This window comes from Rhodococcus sp. W8901 (assembly GCF_013348805.1).
In the GTDB taxonomy this organism is placed as follows: domain Bacteria; phylum Actinomycetota; class Actinomycetes; order Mycobacteriales; family Mycobacteriaceae; genus Prescottella.
Genome location: NZ_CP054690.1, coordinates 2453017 through 2477597, shown reverse-complemented (window position 1 = coordinate 2477597; position 24581 = coordinate 2453017). Strand labels below are relative to the sequence as shown.

General features: G+C 66.6%; 18 protein-coding genes and 1 pseudogene. 5 read left to right on the top strand and 14 right to left on the bottom strand.

Translation table 11 applies throughout. The features are described from left to right. Nucleotides 1-532 precede the first annotated feature (532 nt). The 7 genes and pseudogenes from HUN07_RS11740 to HUN07_RS11715 form a co-directional block, all read right to left on the bottom strand. Nucleotides 533-826, bottom strand: a pseudogene (locus HUN07_RS11740) (barstar family protein); the annotation flags it as partial. A gap of 615 nt (nt 827-1441) precedes the next feature. Next, on the bottom strand, nt 1442-1858 hold the full coding sequence (locus HUN07_RS11735) for a hypothetical protein (RefSeq protein ID WP_174909821.1): 417 nt from the start codon (nt 1856-1858) through the stop codon (nt 1442-1444). Between the two features lie 638 nt (nt 1859-2496). After that, nucleotides 2497-2934, bottom strand: a complete 438-nt coding sequence (locus HUN07_RS11730) for a hypothetical protein (RefSeq protein WP_174909819.1) — start codon at nt 2932-2934, stop codon at nt 2497-2499. An 11-nt stretch (nt 2935-2945) separates the two neighbouring features. Further along, nucleotides 2946-7280, bottom strand: a complete 4335-nt coding sequence (locus tag HUN07_RS11725; protein ID WP_254622901.1) for a DUF6531 domain-containing protein — start codon at nt 7278-7280, stop codon at nt 2946-2948. Further along, on the bottom strand, nt 7223-7807 hold the full coding sequence (locus HUN07_RS26935; protein WP_254622900.1) for a putative T7SS-secreted protein: 585 nt from the start codon (nt 7805-7807) through the stop codon (nt 7223-7225). The genes HUN07_RS11725 and HUN07_RS26935 overlap by 58 nt, the downstream gene beginning before the upstream one ends. 38 nt (nt 7808-7845) lie before the next feature. Further along, nucleotides 7846-8463: a hypothetical protein gene (locus HUN07_RS11720; protein ID WP_174909817.1), complete on the bottom strand. Its 618-nt coding sequence runs from the start codon at nt 8461-8463 to the stop codon at nt 7846-7848. Next, nucleotides 8460-8828 (bottom strand): SseB family protein, encoded by a 369-nt coding sequence (locus HUN07_RS11715; RefSeq protein WP_254622899.1) that lies wholly within the window; start codon nt 8826-8828, stop codon nt 8460-8462. The genes HUN07_RS11720 and HUN07_RS11715 overlap by 4 nt, the downstream gene beginning before the upstream one ends. Nucleotides 8829-8953: 125 nt before the next feature. Here HUN07_RS11715 and HUN07_RS11710 point away from each other — a divergent pair, with 125 nt between their 5' ends. After that, nucleotides 8954-10390, top strand: coding sequence for a sugar porter family MFS transporter (locus HUN07_RS11710; protein ID WP_174909813.1), 1437 nt, complete (start codon nt 8954-8956; stop codon nt 10388-10390). A 3-nt stretch (nt 10391-10393) separates the two neighbouring features. Here the strand turns inward: HUN07_RS11710 and HUN07_RS11705 are convergent, their stop codons facing one another. Next, nucleotides 10394-11188: a pentapeptide repeat-containing protein gene (locus tag HUN07_RS11705; protein ID WP_217487197.1), complete on the bottom strand. Its 795-nt coding sequence runs from the start codon at nt 11186-11188 to the stop codon at nt 10394-10396. Between the two features lie 289 nt (nt 11189-11477). Here HUN07_RS11705 and HUN07_RS11700 point away from each other — a divergent pair, with 289 nt between their 5' ends. Beyond that, nucleotides 11478-13073: an oleate hydratase gene (locus HUN07_RS11700; RefSeq protein WP_174909811.1), complete on the top strand. Its 1596-nt coding sequence runs from the start codon at nt 11478-11480 to the stop codon at nt 13071-13073. 6 nt (nt 13074-13079) lie between these two features. Here the strand turns inward: HUN07_RS11700 and dxs are convergent, their stop codons facing one another. Beyond that, a complete protein-coding gene (gene dxs / locus HUN07_RS11695; RefSeq protein WP_174914641.1) occupies nt 13080-15050 on the bottom strand; it encodes a 1-deoxy-D-xylulose-5-phosphate synthase in 1971 nt (656 codons plus the stop codon). 156 nt (nt 15051-15206) lie between these two features. On the opposite strand from dxs, the gene glsA reads away from it, so the two are divergent. Next, nucleotides 15207-17033 carry a glutaminase A gene (glsA, locus tag HUN07_RS11690; RefSeq protein WP_114724209.1) on the top strand — a complete coding sequence of 609 codons (1827 nt, stop codon included), beginning with the start codon at nt 15207-15209 and terminating at the stop codon, nt 17031-17033. Nucleotides 17034-17046: 13 nt separating this feature from the next. Here glsA and HUN07_RS11685 read toward each other — a convergent pair whose 3' ends face one another. Then, nucleotides 17047-18012 (bottom strand): IS481 family transposase, encoded by a 966-nt coding sequence (locus HUN07_RS11685; RefSeq protein ID WP_114724618.1) that lies wholly within the window; start codon nt 18010-18012, stop codon nt 17047-17049. A 122-nt stretch (nt 18013-18134) separates the two neighbouring features. Beyond that, nucleotides 18135-18998 (bottom strand): glycosyltransferase, encoded by an 864-nt coding sequence (locus HUN07_RS11680; protein WP_114719978.1) that lies wholly within the window; start codon nt 18996-18998, stop codon nt 18135-18137. A 127-nt stretch (nt 18999-19125) separates the two neighbouring features. On the opposite strand from HUN07_RS11680, the gene HUN07_RS11675 reads away from it, so the two are divergent. Both HUN07_RS11675 and HUN07_RS11670 read left to right on the top strand, forming a co-directional pair. After that, nucleotides 19126-20133 carry an ATP-binding cassette domain-containing protein gene (locus tag HUN07_RS11675; RefSeq protein ID WP_174909809.1) on the top strand — a complete coding sequence of 336 codons (1008 nt, stop codon included), beginning with the start codon at nt 19126-19128 and terminating at the stop codon, nt 20131-20133. Continuing rightward, nucleotides 20130-20960, top strand: coding sequence for an ABC transporter permease (locus tag HUN07_RS11670; protein WP_174909808.1), 831 nt, complete (start codon nt 20130-20132; stop codon nt 20958-20960). Before HUN07_RS11675 ends, HUN07_RS11670 begins: the two co-directional genes overlap by 4 nt. A gap of 71 nt (nt 20961-21031) precedes the next feature. Here HUN07_RS11670 and HUN07_RS11665 read toward each other — a convergent pair whose 3' ends face one another. From HUN07_RS11665 to HUN07_RS11655, 3 genes are all read right to left on the bottom strand, one after another. Beyond that, nucleotides 21032-22621: an MDR family MFS transporter gene (locus tag HUN07_RS11665; RefSeq protein WP_254622980.1), complete on the bottom strand. Its 1590-nt coding sequence runs from the start codon at nt 22619-22621 to the stop codon at nt 21032-21034. Nucleotides 22622-22665: 44 nt separating this feature from the next. Further along, complete coding sequence (locus HUN07_RS11660; protein ID WP_114719970.1) at nt 22666-23148, bottom strand: MarR family winged helix-turn-helix transcriptional regulator; 483 nt, start codon at nt 23146-23148, stop codon at nt 22666-22668. Nucleotides 23149-23314: 166 nt separating this feature from the next. Further along, nucleotides 23315-24580: a class I SAM-dependent RNA methyltransferase gene (locus tag HUN07_RS11655; RefSeq protein ID WP_174909804.1), complete on the bottom strand. Its 1266-nt coding sequence runs from the start codon at nt 24578-24580 to the stop codon at nt 23315-23317. Nucleotide 24581: the final 1 nt, after the last annotated feature.

Genomic DNA, 24581 nt, shown 5'->3' with positions numbered 1-24581 from the left:
CAGGAACGGGTTGGGCCGATTCCCGATTAAGTAAGAATCTCCCGCTATTGCTATGACGGGGCGCCTGTCATCAATCACGGAATCAACCGAAGGAATCCTTCGCTACAGTATTCAACTTTTGATACATCCGACCACTCTTCAGCGATCCTTGGGGAAAGGATCCTTCCCCGCCAACCGCTGGATCGAAGTGACGACATCGGGTTCGCGCCTAGCCTCCATCGACAACTAGGCATTCGACTGATGCCTACCGTTCCAAGCATTCAGATCTCGAGCGAGACAATCCGAGATGTTCAGTGAGGTGAGACTGGCCGACCCTTACCCGATCATGGTGACAACGGAAGCAATGCAGTCCACAGAGAGCCTCAAACACAACAACGCGCCGACCACCACATCCTGTATCCTGTACTTAGCGCCAGTTTCGACCCAACCATTTGTAACTCACTTCCGAAGCGTCCTCAATCTCCGACCGGGCAATAAACCAAAGAAATTAGACTTCCTTCGCAACTTTCGCGAAGGATCAACCAGAGAGCCTTCAACCATCACGTAGTGTCAGAATTTCATGATCTGATCTAATGGTGTCGAGCACTGGACCTGACGGTCGGCTGAATAGAATCAGCGTATTGAATGCAACTTCTCCGCCACCCCAAAGCGAGCCCAGTCCAATTCTGCTGGACCAATATCGGCCAATCGCCGAACAGACCTTCAGGAATGTTGACAATTCATCAGAATCATCATCCAGCAACCTCTCCGCCTCTTCGACGACCACGAGATACACCGGCGATGGCGTGTCATTCAGATCTGACATACACTCATCAAATGCTGGCCAGTTCTTCCCGAACTAGGCCGGAAAACCGAAGGCCCGCCCATAGAATTCGAAGAGGTCATCAAGGGTTTGCATATCTTTGCCATCGAAACGCACGACCAAACAATCCGGTAGCGCCGAAATAGCTTGGACATACGGGTCGAGTTCGTCTGACTCACCCGCAAAAACCCACGGTCGCGCGTTTGATGTCATACTTGCAGCAGGATCTAGCCTGTCCATTGGATAATGCTCCTGTATTGGTCGTTGCAGTTCGCCATGCTGTTGTCCACTATCTTGACGGTATCGACGTTGACACACTTTTCGAGCATTAGAATCTAGCATCTTCCGTATCGAAAAAATGGGTCATGCGCGAACTTGAAGTCATCGAATCGCCCATTGTGCACCTCCCTCGGCGCGGTCAAGCCCGGCACCGCAGTGGCCCTATCAAGATCATCGCCAGCCTGAGCCAGACCAGCGTCCTCGCAACCCCGTGGGTTATCGACCAGCTCACCCCGCAGCTGACGGACGCGGCGAACAAGGTTGCGAAACGCCCCGCGACTTCAACTGACCAGCGGCACATCGTCAACCGAGCGCCGGCACCGGATCCGATCGGTGCCGGCGCTCGGGCGTCGGATCAACCTAGGGTGCCGTCCCTCCGTCGGACATCCAGTGTTCGACACCCGATTGAATAGCGTCGAGAACCTCCTCCTCCGCAAAGACATCCGTGCCGACGACCCGGTCGTCGAACCCCCCGAACCCCCGAACCCCCGAACCCCCGAACCCCCGAACAAGCATCGCGCCCTCGAGAACAAGCGGAACGAAATGCCTGACCAACGAGTTCCTGTCGACAGACACCCGGCGAAATCCTTCGATCACGCGCTCGAGTTCATCGATCGCGCACTCTGGGGGTAGGAGAAGACACACGGCTGAGCGGTCACGACTGACTTCAACGGCAGCAACGAAGTTGGCCGTATCGGTCGTCAACCAGCCACCGAACTGCAGCAGGTCGTCGTTCCGATCGAACTGGAAGTCGTGCCGATCTCCGGGCGGCAGCACTGCTCGATCGTTCTCCCAACGCTTCCATAGAGATTCACGTTTCATCGTGAGAGCGCCGAGTCGATTGAGCGGAGCAAGTGGCGGGGACACTCCGACGAGGACCAGTCGACCGGCCAAGACAGAGGGAGCAACGTGGCTCAATGCGTTGGCAGAGATATCGACAGAGCTCCCTCGCGACGAATCTCGACACCAACAATACCGATCCGTGGACCGCGACGAGCGAGATCCGCGAGAATAGGGAAGGATTCGGCCGATTCCCGATTCAGTGAGATTCTCTCGCTAATAGCCATAATGATCGCCGTTCGGTGTGTTGAGATGTGGCGCGTGGGTCCGCGAGGGTCGTCGACAAGATGCGTCCGTGAGCACCGGGTGCGGCGGACCCGCCACTCTGCCAGCGCACAGGCACCGGATCGGATCCGTGCCTGCGCGCGGCCGACTGATCGGGCGGTGCCGCAGGAATCGGTGCCAGGTAATCGCGAATTCGTTGTTCGGGCTCGTTGGAAGCACCGTCCAGCCATCACGAGGAACAGACCGCAGGGGTCAGTATCAGAATACCCGGGGCAACGCTCACCTTCCCCCGCCAGGATGTTATCTAATCCCAGAAGAGTCAGATGGATAGAGATGCCAAGTTGCGGAGTTCAACGATCTGGCCCATCGAATGCAAGAATCCATGTTCCATCTTCTTCTGAAGAAACACCGACGACTGGATACCCATCGACGGACGCTGTGACAAATTCCGGATAACCGTTTCCGTCAACAAAGAACTCCGCCATCTTCACGGCTCCTCTAATGCGGACTCGATACCATCTAGTGGAATGAAAAGGATCACCGGGAATGCTCAGCAGAAAAGTACCGTCGCCACTGAAGAGACCATGATCTTTAGCTGCCCCCTGCCAGGCCCTATCAACCAAGGCTGCAGCGTCCGACTTATCGTCAGAAATGATGGCGACTGGCTTCGAGTCCAGATTGATCGACATCTTCCACGCCTTCACTGGATCCAGGCTACCCGGCGTTCCCCCTTCCGCGACGATCTCCAGCCCAGAATTTCGAATCTTCTGGCGTTGCTCCAGATTCAAAACAGACCCACCTAATAGTAGAAGTGATGCTTCCTATCGACTGGCGCGTACCGCTCCAACTCGGAGCCGGAGTCCCATCCGAAGTTCACGAAGTTTCGCCCTGAATCCAGCTTTGGTTGACCCGCATGGAAATGTGGAGGTTGAATCGGATCGGATGTGTGCTCCACTACCACCCTCGAACCATTCGCAGTTTCAAACTGTGCGTAATTCCCCCACGAACCCTGGTTCTCAGAGTATAGGTACCCAGGGAACCCGCGGCGTGTTACATCTCCACCAACTTCCCAAGCGGCGTCCGGCGTCGCACCCTGGGCAATTCCCGCCCGATCAAAGGCAGCATCACGGGCAGATTCCCTACTCTCGAACTCACGGTTGTCCGGGCACGGTACCAACCCCAGCGGATCCGACCACACCGTCGGGTTGTGCGGGTAGCTGTTCGGATTCGGCGACGGCGCGAGTCCGAGCGGATCCGTCGTCGCGTAACGCGCAGTGACGGGGTCGTAGTAGCGGTGCAGGTTGTAGTGCAGGCCCGTCTCGTCGTCGAAGTACTGGCCGGGGAACCGGATCGGGGTGTCGGCGGCGCCGGCCCAGGACGTGCTCCCCCACAACGACATCGCCGACCGCCCCGCGACGTCGGCCGTCGCCGGATCGACCAGTTCGGTCGGCGTGCCGACGAGGTCGGTCACGATCGCGTAGAACTCGGCATCCACCGAGGCCTGATCCGCCAGATCCACCGCCGGCACCGAGGCCTGCGTCAGCGGCGTGTGAGTTCCCGGCTGATAGGTCCACCGGGTGACGCGATCGGACGTGGACTGCTCCACCAACGTCGTTGCATCCCAGGTGAACACCGTCCGCTCCGCCACCGAACCGTCCGCGGCCATACGGGACTTGGCGGTGCGCCGGCCCAGGGCGTCGTAGCTGTACCTCCACCGCACCCCGTCCGGCGTCGTCACCTCGACCATCTGGTCGAACGCGTCGTACCGGTACTGCCAAACATCCGGTTTCCGCGACAGTCGCGTCGTGACCTTGCGGATCAGCCTGCCCGCATCGTCGTAGCTGTACCGCGTGCGGCCGTCGCGCACCAGCAGCGTCCCGTGGTACTCCCGTCGGCCCGCGTCATCCCGCTCCGCCGTGGCAGTCTGCGTCACGATGTTGCTCAGCGCGTCGTACGCGTACCGCTCCACCGCCGTGCCGTCGTCGACCACGGATGTGATTCGGCCCGCCGCATCCAGCTCGAACTGCCGGCGCAACACCCGATCGGTGGTCGTCGTCTGCCCGGCCAGATAGCCGTCCGGACGGTAGTCGAACACGTCGGACCGCAGCACCCGCGAAGCGGAGGCCTGACCGGAATCGAAACTCAAGCTCAGCGACGACGCCGGATGCGCCACCGCTTCCTGCATGGTGAGCCGCCCGCGCGAATCGTGGCCGCGGGTGATCCCCAACTCTCCCGCTCTCCACCCGGTGACCGCGCCGCGCGCGTCGTAGGTGAGACCGATCGAGTGCCCGTCGACCGCCACCGAAGCGACGAGGCCCGCCGCATTCCAGCGCCACCCGGTGACACCTCCGGTGTGTGAACGCCGCTCGACGCGCCGCCCGAACGGATCGTGGTCGAAGCACAGTTCGCCCGCTCCGTCGACGCTCTGCCGTGCCAACTGCCCCGCAGCCGTGTAGTCGAACTCGACCGTATGGATCGGATCCCCGCCGATGCCACTGACTGCCGACAGCGTCCGTCCAGCCAGATCGTGCGTGTAGCGCCGGAACTCGCCGGTGTCGGCGGTGACGTCGAGCAGGCGGCCCAGGATGTCGTGCGAGTGGTGGCGCGTCACGCCGGTCGCGGACGTCACCGTTGCGACTCGTCCCGCGACATCGTGCGTGTATGCGGTTCGCGCACCGTTGAAATCGGACTCGGCGACCAGACGCCCGTCCGCGTCGTACTCGTACCACCAGGTCTGGCCGAGCGGGTTCGTAACCGACGTCAGGCGCCGCTCGGTGTCCCACGTGTAGGCGGTGACCGAGCCGTCCGGGTCGGTCCGCGAGGCCATAAGATCGAAGGATCCGTACGTGTACGACGTCGTCGCGCCGACGGGGTCGGTGTGCCGCACGAGGTTTCCCTCGCCGTCGTACTCCCACGACTCGACTGCGGCGTCCGGATGCGTCCGCTCCAGGAGCCTGCCGTCGGGCGACCACCGCAGTCGCGTCACCGCACCCGTCGGGTCGGTCACCGAGGCGGTGCGCCCGAACGCGTCGCGCGTGATGCGCGTCGTCGCCCCCATCGGGTCGGTGACGGCGACGGGCAGCCCGGCGTCGTCGCAGTCCACGAGGGTGCGGGCGCCCGTCGGCTCGGTGACCGAGGACACCGCCCCGGTCAGGTGGTAGGTGTACTCGGTCCGCGCTCCCCCGGCGTCGGTCACCGCCACCAGGTTGTCCGCGGCGTCCCAGTCCTGGCGGACGACCGTGCCGTCGACCTGGTGGACGGCAACCGGCCTGCGCGGTCCGGCGTAGTCGACGGTGATCGAGTGACCGTCCGGCCGGGTGATCTGCGCGACGTCGCCGTCGGCGGTGTAGCGGTACCGGGTCACGGCCCCGTCCGGACCGGTGACGCGCAGCGGCTCGCGGCGCTCGTTGTAGTCCGTGTGCGCGCGAGAGCCGTTCGGCGACATCAGGTCCCGTTGACGCAGGTCGCTGTCGAACCCGTGCGCGGTCTGCGCCCCGAGCGAGTCGGTGACAACCGTGACCGACCCCGGCCCGTCGGCCGTCGGCACGTAGTCGAAGCGGGCGGACATGATGCCGTCGGTGCCGTTCTGGACCACTACCCGTCCTGCGGCGTCGTAGGTGTTGACCATCCGGTTGCCGTTGGCGTCCTGCCACGAGAGCATCCGACCGTCGGCGTCGTACGTGTAGCGGGTCACTCCGCCGAAACCGTTGGTGACCGAGGTGAGGTCCCCGCCGTCGTAGCCGAAGCGGCGGACCGCCACCGCGGCACCGGACTCCGGGTCGATCACCGACAGCGATCCGATCCGTCCGCCCCGGGCGTCGACGAGCACGCGGTAGCCGCCCGTGTGAGATACCTCGATCGGCGCACCGTCCGGGCCGTAGTGGAAGCGGATGCGGTTGCGGAATCGGTCCGTGATCGCGCTGATGGCGATGTTGCCCAGCGCCGAATCGACCCCGCCGAGTTCGGGTTTGGGGGCGAAGTGCCAGGTCAGCGACCGGTCCGGGTCGTGCACCGCGTAGCCGCCGGTCTCGGTCCGCGAGAGCGTCCAGCGCTGCAGCGACTGCCTCGGACGGACGGGTTCGCCCACCGCCGGGTGCGGATAGACCACCATCACGCCGTCCTCGGCGAGCAATGTGACACCGGATTCCTCGACCACGACCCGCATGTCGATCGTCGACGACCAACTCGGGCCGAACCACCGGCCGAATCCGTAGCTCGAGCGGTGTCGCCGCCCGAACACGAGCGGCAGCACGCCGGGCAGCGTCAGATCGGTTTCGGGCAGCAGGAACTCGCCGGTGGCGGCATCGACGGGGTCCTGGCACTCGGTGACCTGGTTGCTCGTCTGGTCGCTCACCGGGCCGTTGTCCTCCGCGGTCCGCGCCGCGCCGGAGTCGGATTCGGCGAGATGCTGTGGGTTCGGGTTTTCGCCCTCGGGTGGACGGGTGAAGTCGGGGTCGTGGCCGGCGCCGGTCGAGCCCTGGTCGTGCGCGGGGGTGGACTGGTCCGGGGTGCCTGGGTCCGTGTCGTGCAGCGACGATGGTGAATCGATTTCCGGCGCATCGATTCTCGGAGAGTCGAGCCCTGGGGCCTCCATGCGTGGGACGTCGGGCGTCGGGACGTGGCGGGTCGCGTCGGCCACATGGTCGGCGGTCCGCAGGCCGCTCCCCAGGTCACTCGCCAACTCGACCGCGTGCATGGATGTCCGCGCACCGGCCACTCCGGCGCCGGCGCCACCCGTCGCCGCCGTCAGCAGCGCGTCTCCGGTGAGCGCTCCCGCGAACTCGAACGGGTTGGCACGTGCGTCGGCGAGGAACGCGTCCACCACGGCCCCGGGATCCGCCGCCACCACCACGAGGCCGGTCGTCAGGTCGCTGAGTCCTTCGACGTACTCCGCCGGGTGGCTGAGGTTGTACGGATCGACGGGGTTGACCTGTCGGACGAACTGCACGATTCCGGTGACGCCGGTGACGAGACCGGACGTGAAGTTGACGCTGCCGTGCTCGATCACGTCGGTCAGGTCCCCGAAGTTCGCGGCCATCCGCTGCGTGAACGGCGGTTCCTCGGGCGCCGATTCGGTCAGGGCCGCCAACTGACCGGCGATCTGTGACGCGGCGTTGTCGCGGCCTGCTCCCATCGCGCGATCGCGTCGGCTGCGCGCGCCTGCGCCGACTCGATCGTGTTCGCCCACCAGGTCAGCGACTGCGCGGCGGACGTCATCGCATCGGCAGCGTCCTGCCACAGCGCCGGCTGCCTGTCGTAGACGGCCTGGAACGCATCGGCCGCGTCGCCGGTCCAGCCGGCGGCGTCGACCGTGCGCAGGGAGGTCCCGGTGGACCCGATGTTCGTGCCCAGCTCGGTCAGCGTGGTGACGGCCTCGTTGACCGCACCGGCATCGCCACGGATCAGTTCCCGCGGATCGGTGGTCTGGCCGAGTTCGAGCTCGTCGACTGCACCACCGGTGCTGCTGGCAACCCGGTCGCCGAGGTCCGTGAGGACGTCGGCAACCCCGTCCGCGCCCAGGCCGCGGGCGACACCCGCCAGGCCGTCGAGACCGGCATCGGCCACCTGGCCGGCCTTTTCGACAACTCCTTCGGCCGCGTCCTCGACGAAGTCGCCGACCTTGTCCAGGCCTCCGATGACGTCGTCCCACCCATAGCCCATCAGTTCTCCCCCCGCCCTGCCCCAGCCCTGGCCGTCGGTCAGGTCTGGTCATGCATGACCGACGCCGCCTGCTCGGCAGCGCCGGTGTGGTAACCGCTTGCAACGTCCACACCGAGAACGTCCGCGACCACCGGCGACACGTTGGCAAACGCCTGCGGGCCGACCGCCGAGATCACTTCGTTGTTGGTCCGGATCGTGTCCATCGCGGCGTCGAACGACTCCCCGCTGTAGTCGGGATGGAGCACGTTGTTGACCGGGTTGTCCGCCAACGTCTCGCCCCAGGACCGCTCGCTGATCTCCTCCTCACCGAGGTGCGGATTTCCCGCGACATGGGTCCATGCGGTCTTGACGGTGTCGGAGAGCTGCTGGTCCATCATGTGATAGCGCCCGGCCTGGAGATCGAGCAGCTCGGCAATCTCGTTCGCCGACCGGACGAGGTTGCGCACGCCCCACGACCACCGCTCCGCGTACTCCTCGAGACTCTTCTGAACCGCCTCGGATCCCGCCTCCATCGGCGACAGCGCCAGCATCGCGAAACCCCTACCCGCCGCGGCCGTCTCACCGATCCCGAGCTCGGACAGCGAGTCGATGATCCCGGTGATCCCCTGCGCCGCCTGCCGCAGAACGACGGGATCGACCTCGAGCCCTGCACTCATGATCGCGCCGCACCCAGATCGGGCGGAAAGGCCATCGGGCGAGCACCAGCGACGTCGACGACCACCCCGGTCTGCCGGTCGAAGCTGGGCAGGACCTGCTCGACGATCCGCCAACCGAACAGTGTGTGGTAACGCGCCTCGATGCGTTCACCACGTGTGAGAGCGTGCCGCGCGAACTCGCGTTCACTGGTGAAAGCGGGAACCCATCCGAGATCACGGATCTCGGAGCTCCACACTCGGTTCTCGGCCGTCAGGGGCACCAAGAGCGGTGCCCGGCGAAACGCGTCGAACAGCGCGTTCGGCTGCCCGAAGCCCTGATAGAAAGCGTCGATCTCCGCAATGAGATCTGTGCAGCCCCCACTCACCGAACTCCCCCTACGTTCCATCCCCCGGAATCGGCGCAATGCTACTACCCGGCGCCATCGCGACCGAACCCGACGAATTCGGCGTAGCGTCCCGGCTGAAGGAATCCTCGGATGGGAGGCCGCCCATGTCGAATCTCGGTACCACCGGGCAGCCCTCAGCCGCTCACGCCGCCGTCGGGCTGGCCGTATTGTTCTCCGCCGCCGCCGCACTCGGCGGTTTCCTGTTCGGCTACGACACCGCCGTGATCAACGGTGCGGTCGGCTCCATACGCGACCGCTACGACATCGGCGCCGGGGCCACCGGTCTGTCGGTGTCGCTGACGCTGCTCGGCGCCGCGCTGGGCGCCTGGGTCGCGGGCAGTATCGCCGACAGGCTCGGCCGCATCCGGGTGATGCAGATCGCGGCGGTGCTGTTCGTCATCGGCGCGCTCGGCTCGGCGTTCCCGTTCGGCATCGTCGACCTCACTCTGTGGCGTGTACTGGGCGGCGTCGCAGTCGGTTTCGCGTCGGTGATCGCACCGGCCTACATCGCGGAAATCGCGCCCGCCGCGATCCGCGGCCGACTCGGCTCGATGTACCAGTTGGCGATCGTGCTCGGCATCGCCATCTCCCAACTCGTGAACTACGCGCTGTCGTCGGCCGCCGGTGGCGGGCGCGGTGAACTCCTCGGCGTCGAGGCATGGCAGTGGATGCTCGCGATCGAGTCCGTGCCGGCGCTGCTCTACCTCGTGATGACCTTCACGATCCCCGAATCACCGCGGCACCTCGTACGGTGCGGCCGAGAGGACGCCGCCCGCACGATCATCGGCGAGCTCGAGGGTGGCGACGACGAGGCCGTCACGCGCCGGATCGAGGAGATCCGCACGTCCCTCGGCGCCGAACGCACCCGGGTGGGCGTACGGACCCTGTTCTCGAAGACCACCGGTGTCGCGGCGCTCGTGTGGGTCGGCATCGCGCTGGCCGCGCTGCAACAGTTCGTCGGCATCAACGTGATCTTCTACTACTCGAGCACACTGTGGCAGGCCGTCGGATTCGGCGAGGACCGTTCGCTTCTCATCAGCGTCGTGAGCGCGCTGGTCAACATCGTCGGCACGTTCGTCGCGATCGCCGTGATCGACCGCATCGGGCGCAAGCCCCTGCTCCTCGTCGGCTCGGTCGGAATGGCCGCCTCCCTCGCGACCGCCGCGGTCTGTTTCCATTCGGCAACGGTCACGACGAACGACATCGGCGAGTCGGTGGCGACCCTGACGGGCGCGGGCGGCACCGTCGCGCTGATCGCCGCCAACGCGTTCGTGTTCTTCTTCGCGCTCTCGTGGGGTCCGGTGGTGTGGGTGCTCATCAGCGAACTGTTCCCCAACCGGGTCCGGGCGGCGGCCGTCGGCGTCGCCACGGCGTCCAACTGGGTCGCGAACTTCCTCGTGTCCGCGACATTCCCGTCCCTCGCGGACTGGAACCTGTCGCTCACGTACGGCGGCTACGCGGTGATGTCGCTGCTCTCGCTCTTCGTCGTCGCCAAGTTCGTGACCGAGACCCGCGGCCGCACCCTCGAGCAGGCCGGCTGAGCGCTACCAGTGAGCGGGTCGTGACAGCGCCGACGGGAGCTTCGTGTGCGCGTCACCCCGCGCGGCACCGATCTGGAACCGGGTCAGGAACAGAGCGTCCGAGAGATCGGCGCCCCGCACGTCCGCGCCCCGCAGGTCCGCGCCGATCAGGTCGGCCATCCGCAGATCCGCGTTCCGCAGATCCGCACCGATCAGCCAGGCGCCGCGCAGATTCGCCCCGCGCAGATCCTTGCGAGCCAGCTTCGCACCCATCAGATCCGCGCCGCGGTGATTGCGGGGACGTCCAGGAGCACCCGCCCGGAACCGCTCACTGACCTGCAGGAGCACGCCGTTGACCCTGTCACGGTGCTCGGCCACGTCCAGGCCCGCGAGCACGTCCGGCGTGCTGTCGGTCAGCGTCACGGTCTCGTCCCGCAGCGCCGTCAGCTCCGACCGAAGTGACGCCGCGGCCCGGATCCGGAGCGCCTCCTCCAGGTACCACAGCAGCTCGTGCAGTTGCCGTTGCACCGGGAACACGTCGAACATCGATCGCGCGGTGTCCGGGGCGTCCCGCCAGCTGCGACCGCCGAACGTCACCTGCGACACCTTCTGTCCGGCGCCGAAGCAGTCGTACACGGTGCAGCCGGTGAACCCCGACGTCCGCAATTCGGTATGGATGCCACACCGGAAGTCGTCGACGAGGTTGCGGCACGGCGTCCCGCCGTCCTTGTCGACAGCGAAGTCCGCCGACCTCGCGAACGGCAGCGCGACGCAGCACAGCCCGAAGCACTGCCCGCAATCTGCGGACAGCTCAGTCATTTCCGGCACCCGAATCGAGTCCTTCCGACGCAGTCGACAATTCCCCCGTGGTTCACACCGGGGCTCCCCGGGCGCCACCATTGTCACCCGACACAGGGGACTATCCCAAACGCATTGAACGGCAAAGCCATTCACAGACCGACCCGAAACCGATCGAGTCCGGCCTGTTGACGGCGCCCGACCGGTGGCGAACACTTGGCGTGGGTCCTCGCGATGTCGCTCCCCGCGGCACCCGACGTCGCCGGGATGCGTGGTGTCGGGGGTGCCGCTCCGAAGCGGGAGGTCCCCCATGGCAGTCGACCCGAGACAGGCCCACCTCTGGATCGTCGGCGGCGGCATCGCCGGAATGGCGGTCGCCGCCTTCGCGATCCGGGACGCCGGCGTGCCCGGCGACCATGTGCACATCCTCGAGGAACTCGACGTGGAGGGCGGTGCCCTCGACGGCGCACGCTCCCCCGCGGTCACCGACGGCTGGGTCACCCGCGGCGGACGGATACTCGAGGAGGAGGCCTACCAGTGCACGTGGAATCTGCTCGAGTCGATTCCGTCGCTGGAGAATCCCGACATCAGCGTCCGCCAGGAGATCCTCGACTTCAACGCGAAGGTCAAGACGAACGACAAGGCGCGCCTGATCGACGCGCGGCACACAATCGTCGACGCGTCGCAACTCGGCCTCGACAACCGCGACCGGCTCGAGATGATGCGCCTGCTGGGGCTGCCGGAACGGGCGCTCGGCGCCCGCCGGATCGACGAGATGTTCGGCGACCACTTCTTCACCACGAACTTCTGGCAGATGTGGCGCACAACGTTCGCGTTCCAGAAGTGGCACTCGGCGGCCGAACTGCGCCGCTACTTCCTGCGTTTCGTCCAGGAATTTCCCCGGATCCACACGCTGTCCGGTGTCCGGCGCACCGTCTACAACCAGTACGACTCGATGGTGGTACCGCTGCAGCGGTGGATGTGGTCGCGCAATGTCGACGTCCGGTTCGCCAACCGCGTCGTCGACGTCGACTTCGCCCAGGCCGGTCAGCCGCGGCGGGTGACCCGTCTGCATGTCGAGAACGCCGACGGCAGATCGACGATCGACCTCGGCGAGAACGACTACGCGTTCGTCACGCTCGGCTCGATCACCGCCGACTCCACCTACGGCGGCAACAACGACGTCCCACCACTGATTCGCGACCGCGTCGACCACGACTGGTCGCTGTGGGAGGAGATCGCGAAGAAGGCGCCGGACTTCGGTCGGCCCAACACCTTCTACGGCAACATCGACGAGAACAAGTGGGAGTCGTTCACCCTCACCATGCGCGGCGACACCCTGCTGCGCCGCATCACCGAGTACACCGGCAACGAGCCCGGGACAGGCGCGCTGACCACGTGGTTCGAGTCGGGGTGGCACCTGTCCACCGCCATCCCGTACCAGCCCCACTTCCCGGAGCAGCCCGAGGACATCTACACGCTGTGGGGCTACGGGTTCGACATCGACAACGAGGGCGACTACGTCAAGAAGAAGATGTCCCAGGCGACCGGCAAGGAGATTCTCACCGAACTGATCCACCAGTACGGCTTCGAAGACATCCTCGACGAGGTGCTCGCCACCACCGACATGACGACGGTGATGATGCCGTACGCGTCGGCGTTGTTCAGCCGGCGGGTGCCGGAGGACCGCCCGAAGGTGATCCCCGCCGGCTCCGAGAACTTCGCGTTCCTCGGGCAGTTCACTTCCCTGCCCGAGGACGTCGTGTTCACCGTCGAATACTCGGTCCACGGCGCGATGCACGCCGTCTACACGCTGTTCGACGTCGACCAGCCGATCCCCCCGATCTACCACGGGCTGCTCGACCCGAAGGTCGGCATCAAGGCACTCGAGGCGGCGTTCCGGTAGAAGCCTCTATCCGACAGCCGGATTCGACTTGTCGAGACCCGGCTTGTCGAGTGCCTGCTTGTCGAGCCCCACTGCGACCTCTCCGTCGGTCTTCGCCCGGTCGAGGCCCACGACCCAACCGGTGACCTGGCGGGTGACGTCCTGCGCGGTCAGACCGAGCTCACTGTGGATCTGGTCGCGGGACGCGTGGTCGAGGAACTGCTGCGGCACGCCCAGGTCCCGGCACGGAACGTCGACGCCGGCCCCGCGCAGCGCCGCCGACACGGTGGCACCGATCCCGCCGTGCAGGCCGTTGTCCTCGATGGTGACGACCATCCGGAAGTTCTCGGCGAGCTTGACCAGCGACTCCGGCACCGGGAGCACCCACCGCGGGTCGACGACCGCCGCTGAGATCCCGTGCCGGCCGAGACGTTCGGAGGCCTCGAGTGCCAGCCCAGCGAACGAACCGACCGAAACGAACAGCACGTCGCCGCGGTCGTCCTCGGGCATCTGCAGGACGTCGACGACACCGTCGAGGCGGCGCACCGCGGGAACGTCGTCGCCGACGGCACCCTTCGGGAACCGGATCACCGTCGGGCCGTCGTCCACCGCGAGCGCCTCCTGCAGTTCCTCGCGCAGGGTCGCGGCGTCGCGGGGCGCGGCGACCCGGATGCCGGGGATGATGCCCAGCAGCGACAGGTCCCACATGCCGTTGTGGCTCGCGCCGTCCACGCCGGTGATGCCCGAACGGTCCAGCACGATCGTGACGGGCTGCTTCAGCAGCGCGACATCCATCAGCAACTGGTCGAACGCACGGTTGAGGAACGTCGAGTAGATGGCGACCACCGGATGCATGCCGCCCAGCGCGAGACCGGCGGCCGAGGTGACCGCATGCTGCTCGGCGATGCCGACGTCGAACATCCGTTCCGGGAAGCGCTCGCCGAACGCGGCCAGCCCGGTGGGGCCCGGCATCGCGGCGGTGATCGCGACGACGTCGTCGCGCTGCTCAGCTTGCGCGATGAGCTCCGCCGAGAACACGGAGGTCCAGTCCGGGGCCGAGGTTCCGCGGGAGCGACCGGTGAGCGGGTCGATCACGCCCGTGGCGTGCATCTGGTCGGCGACATGGTTCTCGGCGGGGGCGTAACCCATGCCCTTACGGGTGACGGCGTGCACGATCACCGGACCACCGAAGGCCTTGGCCCGCCGCAGCGCCGACTCCATCGCCACCTCGTCGTGCCCGTCCACCGGGCCCAGGTACTTGATCCCGAGGTCGGTGAACATCACCTGCGGGCTCACGGCGTCCTTGAGTCCGGCCTTCATCCCGTGCAGCAGCTGGTACGCGGCCCGGCCGACCCACGGCATCTTCTTCACCATGCGGCGGCCGTTGTCGAGGATCCGCTCGTAGCCCGGCTGCAGGCGCAGCGCCGCGAGGTGGTCCGCGAGCCCGCCGATGGTCGGGGCGTAGGAGCGGCCGTTGTCGTTGACCACGATCACGACGGAGCGGTCCCGGCCGGCCGCGATGTTGTTGAGCGCCTCCCAGCACATGCCGCCGGTGAGCGCGCCATCGCCGACCACCGCGACGACGTGCCGGTTCTGCCCGGACAGCTCGAACGCCTTCGCGAGCCCGTCCGCGTACGACAGCGCGGCCGACGCGTGTGACGACTCGACCCAGTCGTGCTCGCTCTCGGCGCGCGACGGGTAACCGGACAGACCACCCTGCTTGCGCAGTGAGTCGAACTCGTCCTTGCGGCCGGTCAGGATCTTGTGGACGTAGGCCTGGTGGCCGGTGTCGAAGATGATCGGGTCGGAGGGCGAATCGAACACCCGGTGCAGCGCGAGCGTCAATTCGACGACGCCGAGGTTGGGGCCGAGATGACCGCCGGTGGCGGACACCTTCTGCACCAGGAACTCGCGGATCTCCGCGGCGAGTTCCTTCATCTCCTCAGGATCGAGCTGACGCAGGTCGTCAGGCGTCTGGATACGGGCAAGGACACCCAACGAGATCGCTCCCTCCAGCAGGTTCACGGGCTGTCACACGACAGCCCGACAAGTCTACGGAGCCGCCGAACACGAGGCCGCTCGGCATCGGATCCGACCGCGCCGCTCGTGCTCGAATACACATCCCGGACTGTTCGCTCATCCTACTGTTGCTCCATGGGCAATGTGGTCGACGAGTTCATCACCCGGGTGTACGACGTGGTCCGGGCCAATCACGACGGGAACGTCGCCGACTACATTCCCGAGCTGGCGGCGGTGACACCCGACCGCTTCGGGATCGCCGTCGCGACGTCCGACGGGCACGTGTACGAGGTCGGCGACTGCGGCACCGCATTCACCATCCAGTCCATCTCCAAGCCGTTCACGTATGCGCTCGCGCTCGCCGACCGAGGCGTCGACGCCGTCGCCGAGAAGATCGATGTGGAGCCGTCCGGCGAGGCGTTCAACGAGATCAGCCTCGACCCCGACACCGAGCGGCCGCGCAATCCGATGATCAACGCGGGCGCCATCACGTCGGCGTCGCTGGTCGCCGGCGCCGATCCGGCCGAGCGGTTCGAAAGGATCCGGCAGCTCTACTCGCGCTGCGCGGGACGGCAGCTGACGCTGGACGAGGCGGTGTACACGTCCGAGGCCCGCACCGGGCACCGCAATCGCGCGATCGGCTACATGCTGCGCTCGTTCGGCGTCATCACCGGCGACCCCGACGAGGCCGTCGACCTGTATTTCCGGCAGTGTTCGATCGACGTCACCTGCCGCGACCTCGCGCTGATGGCGGCGACCCTGGCGAACAACGGCGTCAACCCGCTCACCCGGGACCGGGTGCTCAACCCCGCCCTCGTCGAGCGGGTCCTCAGCGTGATGACCACGTGCGGGATGTACGACGCCGCCGGCGAGTGGGTCACCGAGGTGGGGATGCCGGCCAAGAGCGGCGTCGGCGGTGGCGTCCTCGCGGTGCTGCCCGGACAGTTGGGCATCGCCGTCTTTTCCCCCCGACTCGACCGGCACGGCAACAGCGTCCGCGGCGTGCAGGCGTGCCGGGAACTGTCCCGCGACCTCGAACTGCACTTCCTGCACGTCACCCGGGCCGCCCGCTCGTCGATCCGGGCACGCTACGACGTCGGCTCGGCGCCGTCGCGCACACGCCGCACCGACGCCGAGCTGGCCACTCTCGACGCCTTCGGAAGCCGCGCGCGGATCTACGAACTGCACGGCGATCTACTGTTCACCGGCGCCGAGACGGCGGTCCGGGAGATCGACGCCGAACGCGCCGACCTCGAGGCCGTCGTGGTCGATGTGCGCCGGGTCGACGAAGTCAGCGGGATCGCTCGTCGGATGATCGAGTCGCTGCGGGCCGACCTCGCCGACGGCGGGTGCCACAGCGCCCTGGTCGACCCGGAGGGGCTCTTCGGACACACCCTGTCCACCCTTGCACCCGACGATCCCGGCGGACGGGTGTTCGCGGACCTGGACTGGGCCACCCAGTGGTGCGAGGAAATACTGCTGGCGCGGCACTGCCGCGGGGGCCGTCAGCCCGAGTCGATCGACCTGGAGCAGCATCCGCTCCTGGCCGACCTCACCGCCGACCAGTTCGAGAGATTCACCGACGAACTCGAGTCGCGGACCTTCGCGCGTGGTGAGTTGATCGCCCGACGCGCCGACCCCGCCGCCGGGATCTTCCTGATCCTGTCCGGCCGCGCGAGCACCACCGTCACCTCGGCGGACGGCGCGATCCACCGAATCACGACACTGGCGGCGGGGATGACGTTCGGGGAGATGCCGACGTTGCTGAACTCGACATTTCTCAACGACGTCCGCGCCGACACCGCGGTGACCCTCGCGGTACTGCCGCCCGACGGCTTCGCACGGCTGACCGCCGATGCCCCACAGATCAAGTCGGCGCTCCTCGAACGCCTCGCCACAGCCGCGTACGGGCAACTGGGGATGCTGCTGCGCACCTTCGAACAGCACGGACGCACCGACTAGGTGTACCTGGCCATCAGGTTGGTTGCAGTCGGCTGATCGGTGGGAGTCCTCCGAGTGCGCTGTGGCGTCGTCGAGTGTTGTAGTACTCGAGCCAGGGTGCAAGTGCGTCGGCGCGTTCGCTGTTGCTGGTGAAGACCTGACGGTAGGCCCACTCGGTTTGCAGGGTCCGGTTGAGGCGTTCGACCTTGCCGTTCTGCCACGGGCAGTGCGGTCTGATGAACTTCTGCTTGATCCCGTGTTCGGCGCAGACTGCGCGTAGGGACCATCGGTAGGCCCAGGCGTTGTCGGTCATCAACCGCTCGATTCTCGTGATGCCGCGGTCCGCGAAGTAGTCGATCGCACGGGTCAGGAAACCCGAACAGGTGGAGCCCTTTTCGTCTGGGAGGATCTCCGAGTAGGCGAGTCGGGAGTGGTCATCGACGAGCGAGTGGACGTAGTCGAATCCGGTCCGGGTGCTGCGGTCGCGGGCTGTCGATCCGGCGGCTCGTCCGTGTGCGCGCCATCCGCCACCGTCGGGGATTCTGCCGAGCTTTTTGACGTCCATGTGCACCAGTTCGCCGGGCCGCTCACGTTCGTAGCGCACGGCGGTGGTTTTCGACGAGCGGATCACCTGACCGGTCATCGGGTCCAAGTCCGCCAGGTGTGGCACCTGGTGGCGCCGTAGGACTCGGGAGACTGTGCGGGCCGGCACCCCGAGTTCTGCTGCGAGCCAGTCCGGCCCGCGTCGCTCACGCACACGGAGCTCGACGATCCGGGTCTCGACTTCGGCTGCGGTTCGGGTCGGCATGGTGTGCGGGCGGGAGGACCGATCGTGTAACCCGGCTTCGCCCTCGGTCTCGTAGCGGGCCACCCACGTCGACACGCACTTCCGGGATATCCCCATTGCGCTGGCGATATGCGCTTTCGGCCAGCCATCTCGGTAGCGCTCGACGATGAGCAATCTGCCGAGATATGTGGTTCGGGCATTACGGTGGGACACGAGAACCTCCGAGCGGATGTGGGCCTTAGACAAGCCACACCCCACTCGGAGGTTCTCTTCACATCAAGCCGACACGCCCGCTACCAACGTCCTGACCGGGTACAACTAGGCGGTGGCGGCGGTCAGGCGACCGGCATGGTGCGAGCGCCACCACCGAACATCAACCGCCGCAACGTGAATCGTCCCCGATCCGGGTCGTAGGGGCGATAAGCGAGGTACGCCCCCGCATGGGCGATCCACTGGACCCCCAACAGAATCCGGATCCGCGCGCTCATCAGGTCGTGCCGGCTATAGGTGTTCGCACCCGCGGTCACGTATCGCACGAACTCGTGCGGCGGCGTCAGGGCCCGCCGCGGCGAGATCGCGACCCGCATGTCCGACAGCTGCGCGATCTCGACGCCCGCCTGCACGATGCACAGCGCCAGATCGACGTCCTCGTGCACGTCGAGTTCGGAACTCGAGGCGTCGCGGACCTTCTCCCACGTGGATTTCCGCAGCGCCATGTTGGCGCCGTACAGGTTTGCGATGCGCTGCTCACCGCCGAACCGACCGCGCCGTACCAGCCGATCGACATACCAGCGCTTCAGCGCCCGATAGGGCGAGTCGTAGGAGTCGTCGATTCCACTGACCGCTCCCACCGCGGCCGCGTCCTCTCGATCGAAGAATTCGAGAACCGTACGCGCCCAATGCGGTTCGACCCGGGTATCGGCGTCGATCCGCCCGACGACGTCCCCGGTCGCCGCCTCGAATCCGGCGTTGCGCGCGTACACCGTCCCCGGGGTCGCCTCCCGGATCACCCGAACGACAGGATGTTCCGCCGCGAAACTCTCGACGATCTCCACGGTGCGATCCGTCGAATTGTTGTCGACGACAACGATCTCGTGAAGATCGGCTTGCTGCACCAGCAGTGCCTCCAGACAGGCACCGATGTAGTTCTCTTCGTTGTAGGCGGGCACGACGACGGACAGGGTTGCTGCGGTAGTCATCTCTCCCGTATACCGCACCCGCGAAGGGTCTGCAGGGGACGAAAAACGATTGCATCGCGCCCCTGCATCCGACAGTCTGGGACAACGATCGAGTTGTGTCCACATCCACACCGACCACGGGGACCAGATGAAACCTGACACCGACCTGGCAATCGAAACGACCGGCTTGATCAAACGCTTCGGCTCCAATGTCGCCGTCGCCGGCGTCGATCTCGCGGTGCCGGCCGGCGGCGTGTACGGCGTACTCGGGCCGAACGGCGCCGGCAAGACCACCACGATCCGGATGCTGGCCACGCTCCTACCCCTCGACGGGGGCGCGGCGCGTGTCCTGGGGCACGACGTCGCCACGGAAGCGGAAACCGTCCGGAGCAAGGTGTCACTCACCGGTCAGTTCGCGTCGCTCGACGAGGACCTGACCGGCGTCGAGAATCTCATCCTGCTCGGCCGCCTGTACGGGTACTCGCGGGCCGCCGCACGGTCCCGGTGCGACCAGTTGCTCGACGCCTTCGGCCTCGAGGAGGCCGGAAACCGTCAGGTCAAGACCTATTCCGGCGGCATGCGTCGGCGCATCGACATCGCCGCCAGCATCATCGTGACACCCGAACTGATCTTCCTGGACGAACCGACCACCGGCCTCGATCCCCGCAGCCGGAACCAGGTGTGGGAGATCGTCCGCGCATTGGTCGCGGGTGGCACCACCGTCCTGCTCACCACGCAGTACCTCGACGAGGCCGACCAACTGGCCGACCGCATCGCCGTCATCGACCACGGCAGGGTGATCGCGGAGGGCACCACCGGCGAACTCAAGGCGTCGGTGGGATCCGGGGCCCTGCACGTACGGGTCGCGCAACCGGCCCGCCGGCCCGAGGCCGCCGCGATCCTCGAACCGGTCCTGGGGGTCCCGGTGAGCCTCGAATCGGATCCGGCGGCCCTGACCGCGCGGCTCGACGATCCGCAGCGGGTGGCCCGCGCCCTCGCGGCGCTCGACGACGCGAACCTCGCAGTCACCACCTTCGCCCTCGGCCAACCCAGCCTCGACGAGGTGTTCCTGGCCCTGACCGGCCACGGCGCCGAGGACGCCGCCGACACTGCCGACACTGCCGACACTGCCATCATCGAGGAGAGCGCGTCATGACCGACACCATCACCACCTCGGCGCAGGCGGTCGGCAACGTCCTGCAGATGCCGGGTCCCCGCCCGGCGCGGCCCAACGCACTGTCGACGTCGCTGTCCTTCGGGTGGCGGGCGCTGCTCAAGATCAAGCACGTCCCGGAGCAACTCTTCGATGTGACCATGTTCCCGGTCATGTTCACGCTGATGTTCACGTTCCTGTTCGGCGGCGCGCTCGCGGGCTCGACCGACGCCTACGTGCAGTTCCTGATCCCCGGCATCCTCGTGCAGACGGTCGTGATGATCACGATGTACACGGGGCTGACCCTGAACAAGGACATCGAGAAGGGCGTGTTCGACCGCTTCCGTTCGCTGCCGATCTGGCGTCCCTCGCCGCTCGTCGGCGCCCTGTTCGGCGACATCGTGCGCTACACGATCGCCTCGGTGATCGTGCTGATCCTGGGTCTGATCCTCGGCTTCCGCCCCGCCGGCGGGGTCGTGGGCGTCGTCGCGTCGGTGCTGCTGCTGTTGCTGTTCTCGTTCAGCCTGTCGTGGGTGTGGACGATGTTCGCGATGCTGATGCGGACCGAGCAGGCCGTCATGGGCGTATCGATGTTCATCCTGTTCCCGCTGACGTTCGCCAGCAACATCTTCGTCGACCCGTCGACGATGCCCGGCTGGCTGCAGGCGTTCGTCGACGTGAATCCGATCAGCCACCTCGTGACGACGCTGCGCGCGCTGTGCGAGGGCTCGTTCGAATTCGGTCAGCTCTCCGTCGTGCTGATCTGGTGTGCCGGCCTCATCGTCGTGTTCGGCCCGCTGACGATGCGTCTGTACAACCGCAAGACGTAGAGCAGCACCCCCGATACGCCGGAGGCCCGCAACCGTGTCGGTTGCGGGCCTCCGGCGTTGTGCTCGGGCAGTTACGCCTTGACGTTCTGAGCCGCGTCGCGAGCAACGTCCGCGGTATCCGAGACGCCCGACTCGTCCGACTTGTCGGCATCGGCCGGCTCCTGGATGTCGATGGTCTTGCGCAGCGGGGTGTTCGGGATCACGATGACGCAGGCCAGGGTGATGAGTGCGACCACGGCCGCCACCAGGAACAACCGTCCCGTCGCATCGCCGTACGCGGCGCGGATGATGGCTGCGATCGGTGCGGGCAGGGCGTTGATGTCGAGGTTGCCGCCGCCGCCCGCCGAGCTGGTGTCGATACCCAGCTCCGCGAATCCCTCGGCGGACAGGGTCGAGACACGGGTCGCGAGGATCGAACCCAGCACCGACACGCCGATCGCGCCACCGAACGTCCGGAAGAACGCGACCGAGCTACTAGCTGCGCCGATGTTGTGGACACTGACGGTGTTCTGCACCGCGAGCACCAGGTTCTGCATCAGGCTGCCGACACCGACACCGACGATGGCGATGTAGACACCGATCAGCCACAGGCTCGTCGCGTGATCGATCGTCGAGAGCAGACCGAAGCCGACCACGAGCAACCCGGCACCACCGACGATGAACGGCTTCCACTTTCCGAACCGGGAGATGAGCTGACCCGAGACCACCGACGAGACGAGCATGCCCATCACCATCGGAATCGTCAGGACACCGGCGATCGTCGGGCTGTGGCCGCGAGCGGTCTGGAAGTACTGACCGAGGAAGGTGGTGGCACCGAACATGCCGACGCCGACTGCGATGGACGCGATGATCGCCAGACCCGTCGTCTTCTCGGTGATGATCTTCAGCGGGATGATCGGCGACTTCACCTTGGATTCGACGATCACGGTCGCGACGAGCAGCAGGATGCCCACGCCGACGTAGATCGCGGACTCCTTGGAGAACCAGTCGTAGTAGTCGGCCTTGCCGGCGAACGACACCCAGATCAGCAGAACGCTGACGCCCGCGGTGAGCAGCATCGCGCCCCACCAGTCGATGGAGACGTCTTCCTTGCGCTCGGTCTCGATGTGCAGTGTGCGCTGCAGCAGGAACAGTGCGATGACCGCGATCGGGACGCACACGAAGAAGCACCAGCGCCAGCCGAGCGGGCTGTCGACGATGACGCCACCGAGGATCGGACCGCCGGACATCGACACCGCCATCGCGGCACCCATGTAGCCCGAGTAACGCCCGCGGTCACGCGGCGGGATGATGCTGCCGATGATCGCGACCACCAGCGCCGTCAGGCCGCCCATACCGATGCCCTGCACGACGCGGGCCGCCAGCAGGACGGGCACGTTGTGCGCGAAGCCCGCGATGACCGAGCCGATCACGAAGATCACGATCGAGGACTGGACGAGGATCTTCTTGTTGAACAGGTCGGCGAGCTTGCCCCAGATCGGGGTCGACGCCGCGTTCGCGAGCAGCGCGGTCGTGATGACCCACGCAAACTGGGTCTGTGTGCCCTTGAGGTCACCGATGATCGTCGGCAGCGCGGTCGAGACGATCGTCGTGCTCAGCAGCGCGGTGAACAGCGCTGCGATGAGGCCCGCGAGGACCTCGAGAATCTGGCGGTGGGTCATCGCCTCGTTGCCGGAGCCTGCCCGACTCTCCCCCACTGGTGTCGTCATTGAAGTGCTCTCCCACTGTGATTTGCAGCTAGCGGTGCGGATTCGTTTCGGGCGGCGAGCGTGTCGGTGAGACGTTCGATGGTCGACAACGCCGCCACCGCTTCTTCCTGGCTCCACCCACCGAGCAGTCCGTGCAATCGCGCGGATCTGAGTTCCTTCGTGGTCCGCAGGACCTCGTCACCCTTTTCCGAGACTTGGACCAGGAATGCCCGTTTGTCGTCCGAGTCCGGTTGCCTGTCGACGAGGCCGGCGTCGACCAATTCCGTCATCTGTCGACTGAGGGCCGACTGGCTCACGCACAGCACCGACGCGAGTTCGTTCTGTCGGCACGGCCCCCGCGCCGACAGCACGAACAGCACCGCGGCGAGCGCGGGTGCGAGCGGATCGTCGACAGCGCTGGTGATGGCGGTCTTGAGCGATCGTCCGAAGAGGAAGATCGCGTCGACCAGGGCCTGCGCCGTATCAGCCTGAACGGCCATCGGATACCCCGAATCCCCTGAATGGATTGGTGAATTACTTGCAGAACGCAACTATAGGCATAGTTGCGTGCGTCAAGCAATTACTTCGCAAAAGCGACATACCGCATTTCGACCGCCCTGACCTGGGCGTTTCCGAAGCTCGAGCCGGAGGGGTGTGTTGAACGCCTCAGCGCGTGAGGAGCGCGAGGCTCTCCATGTGGTGCGTGAGGGGGAAGGCGTCGAACGCGCGGACCTGCGCCAGGGTGAAGCCGTGCTCGCGGTAGAGGGCGACATCACGCGCGAACGACGCCGGATCGCAGCCGACGTGGACGATCCGGTCCGGCCCCGCCGCCGCGAGGGCCGCGACGACGTCCCGCCCGGCGCCGGCGCGGGGCGGATCGAGCACCACGACCTCGGGCGCCGGGAGATCCTGCAGAGCGCGTTCGACGCGCGCCGCGTGCAGCTGCACCTGCGGCAGATCCGCCAGCGCCGCCGCTCCGTCGGCCACCGCGGTCCGGGAGAACTCGACCGACTCGACCCGGCCGGTCACACCGACCTGCTCGGCGAGTGTCGCGGCGAACACGCCCACACCGCCGTAGAGGTCCCACACGGCGGCGCCGGGCGACGCCTGCGCCCACTCCCCCACGACAGCCGAATAGGTCTGTGCCGCACCCCGATGCGCCTGCCAGAACCCGGTGGCGGACAGCGTCCACTCCCGGTCGCCGACCCGCTCGACCGGTCGACCGGACCCGATGACGACCCGCTCGGCGCGACTGCCCGCCGACGCCGCCCGGCGCGCCGTCGCGCCGCGCCGTCCGGGGCTGCGACGACCGGTCCGCGAGATCTTGGCCGGCGCGATCTCGACCACGTGGCGTTCACCGTCCGCGTCGAGCACCACCTGAACCTCCGCTCCGGGCTGCCACGACCGCTCGGACAGTCCCGAATACGCCGACGCATCGATCTGTGGACACGCCAGGAAGGTCTCGATGTCGTTGCTGCGGAACCGGTGGAAGCCCGGGCGCCCGACGGTGTCGACCGCGAGGCGCACGCGTGAGCGCCAGCCCGCGCCGTGCCCGGTGCCCGGCAGTTCCTCGACGACGACCTCCAGGTCGAGACCGGCGATCCGGCGCAACTGCTCGGCGACGACCGCCCCCTTCATCGCCCGCTGCGCATCGAGCGTGGCGTGCGAGAAGTCGCAGCACCCCGCTCCACCCGGACCCGAGATCGGGCACAGCGGCGCGACCCGGTCGGGTGAGGCCTCGATGATCTCGACGGCGTCGGCGCGGCAGAACGAACCGCCACGATCCTCGGTGACGTGCGCGATGACCCGCTCACCGGGCAATCCGTGGCGCACGAACAGCACCCGCCCGTCGTGGCGGGCCACGCAGAAGCCACCGTGGCCGGGATTCCCCAACTCCACCTCCAGCCGAAGACCCGTCCAGTTCTCACTCACC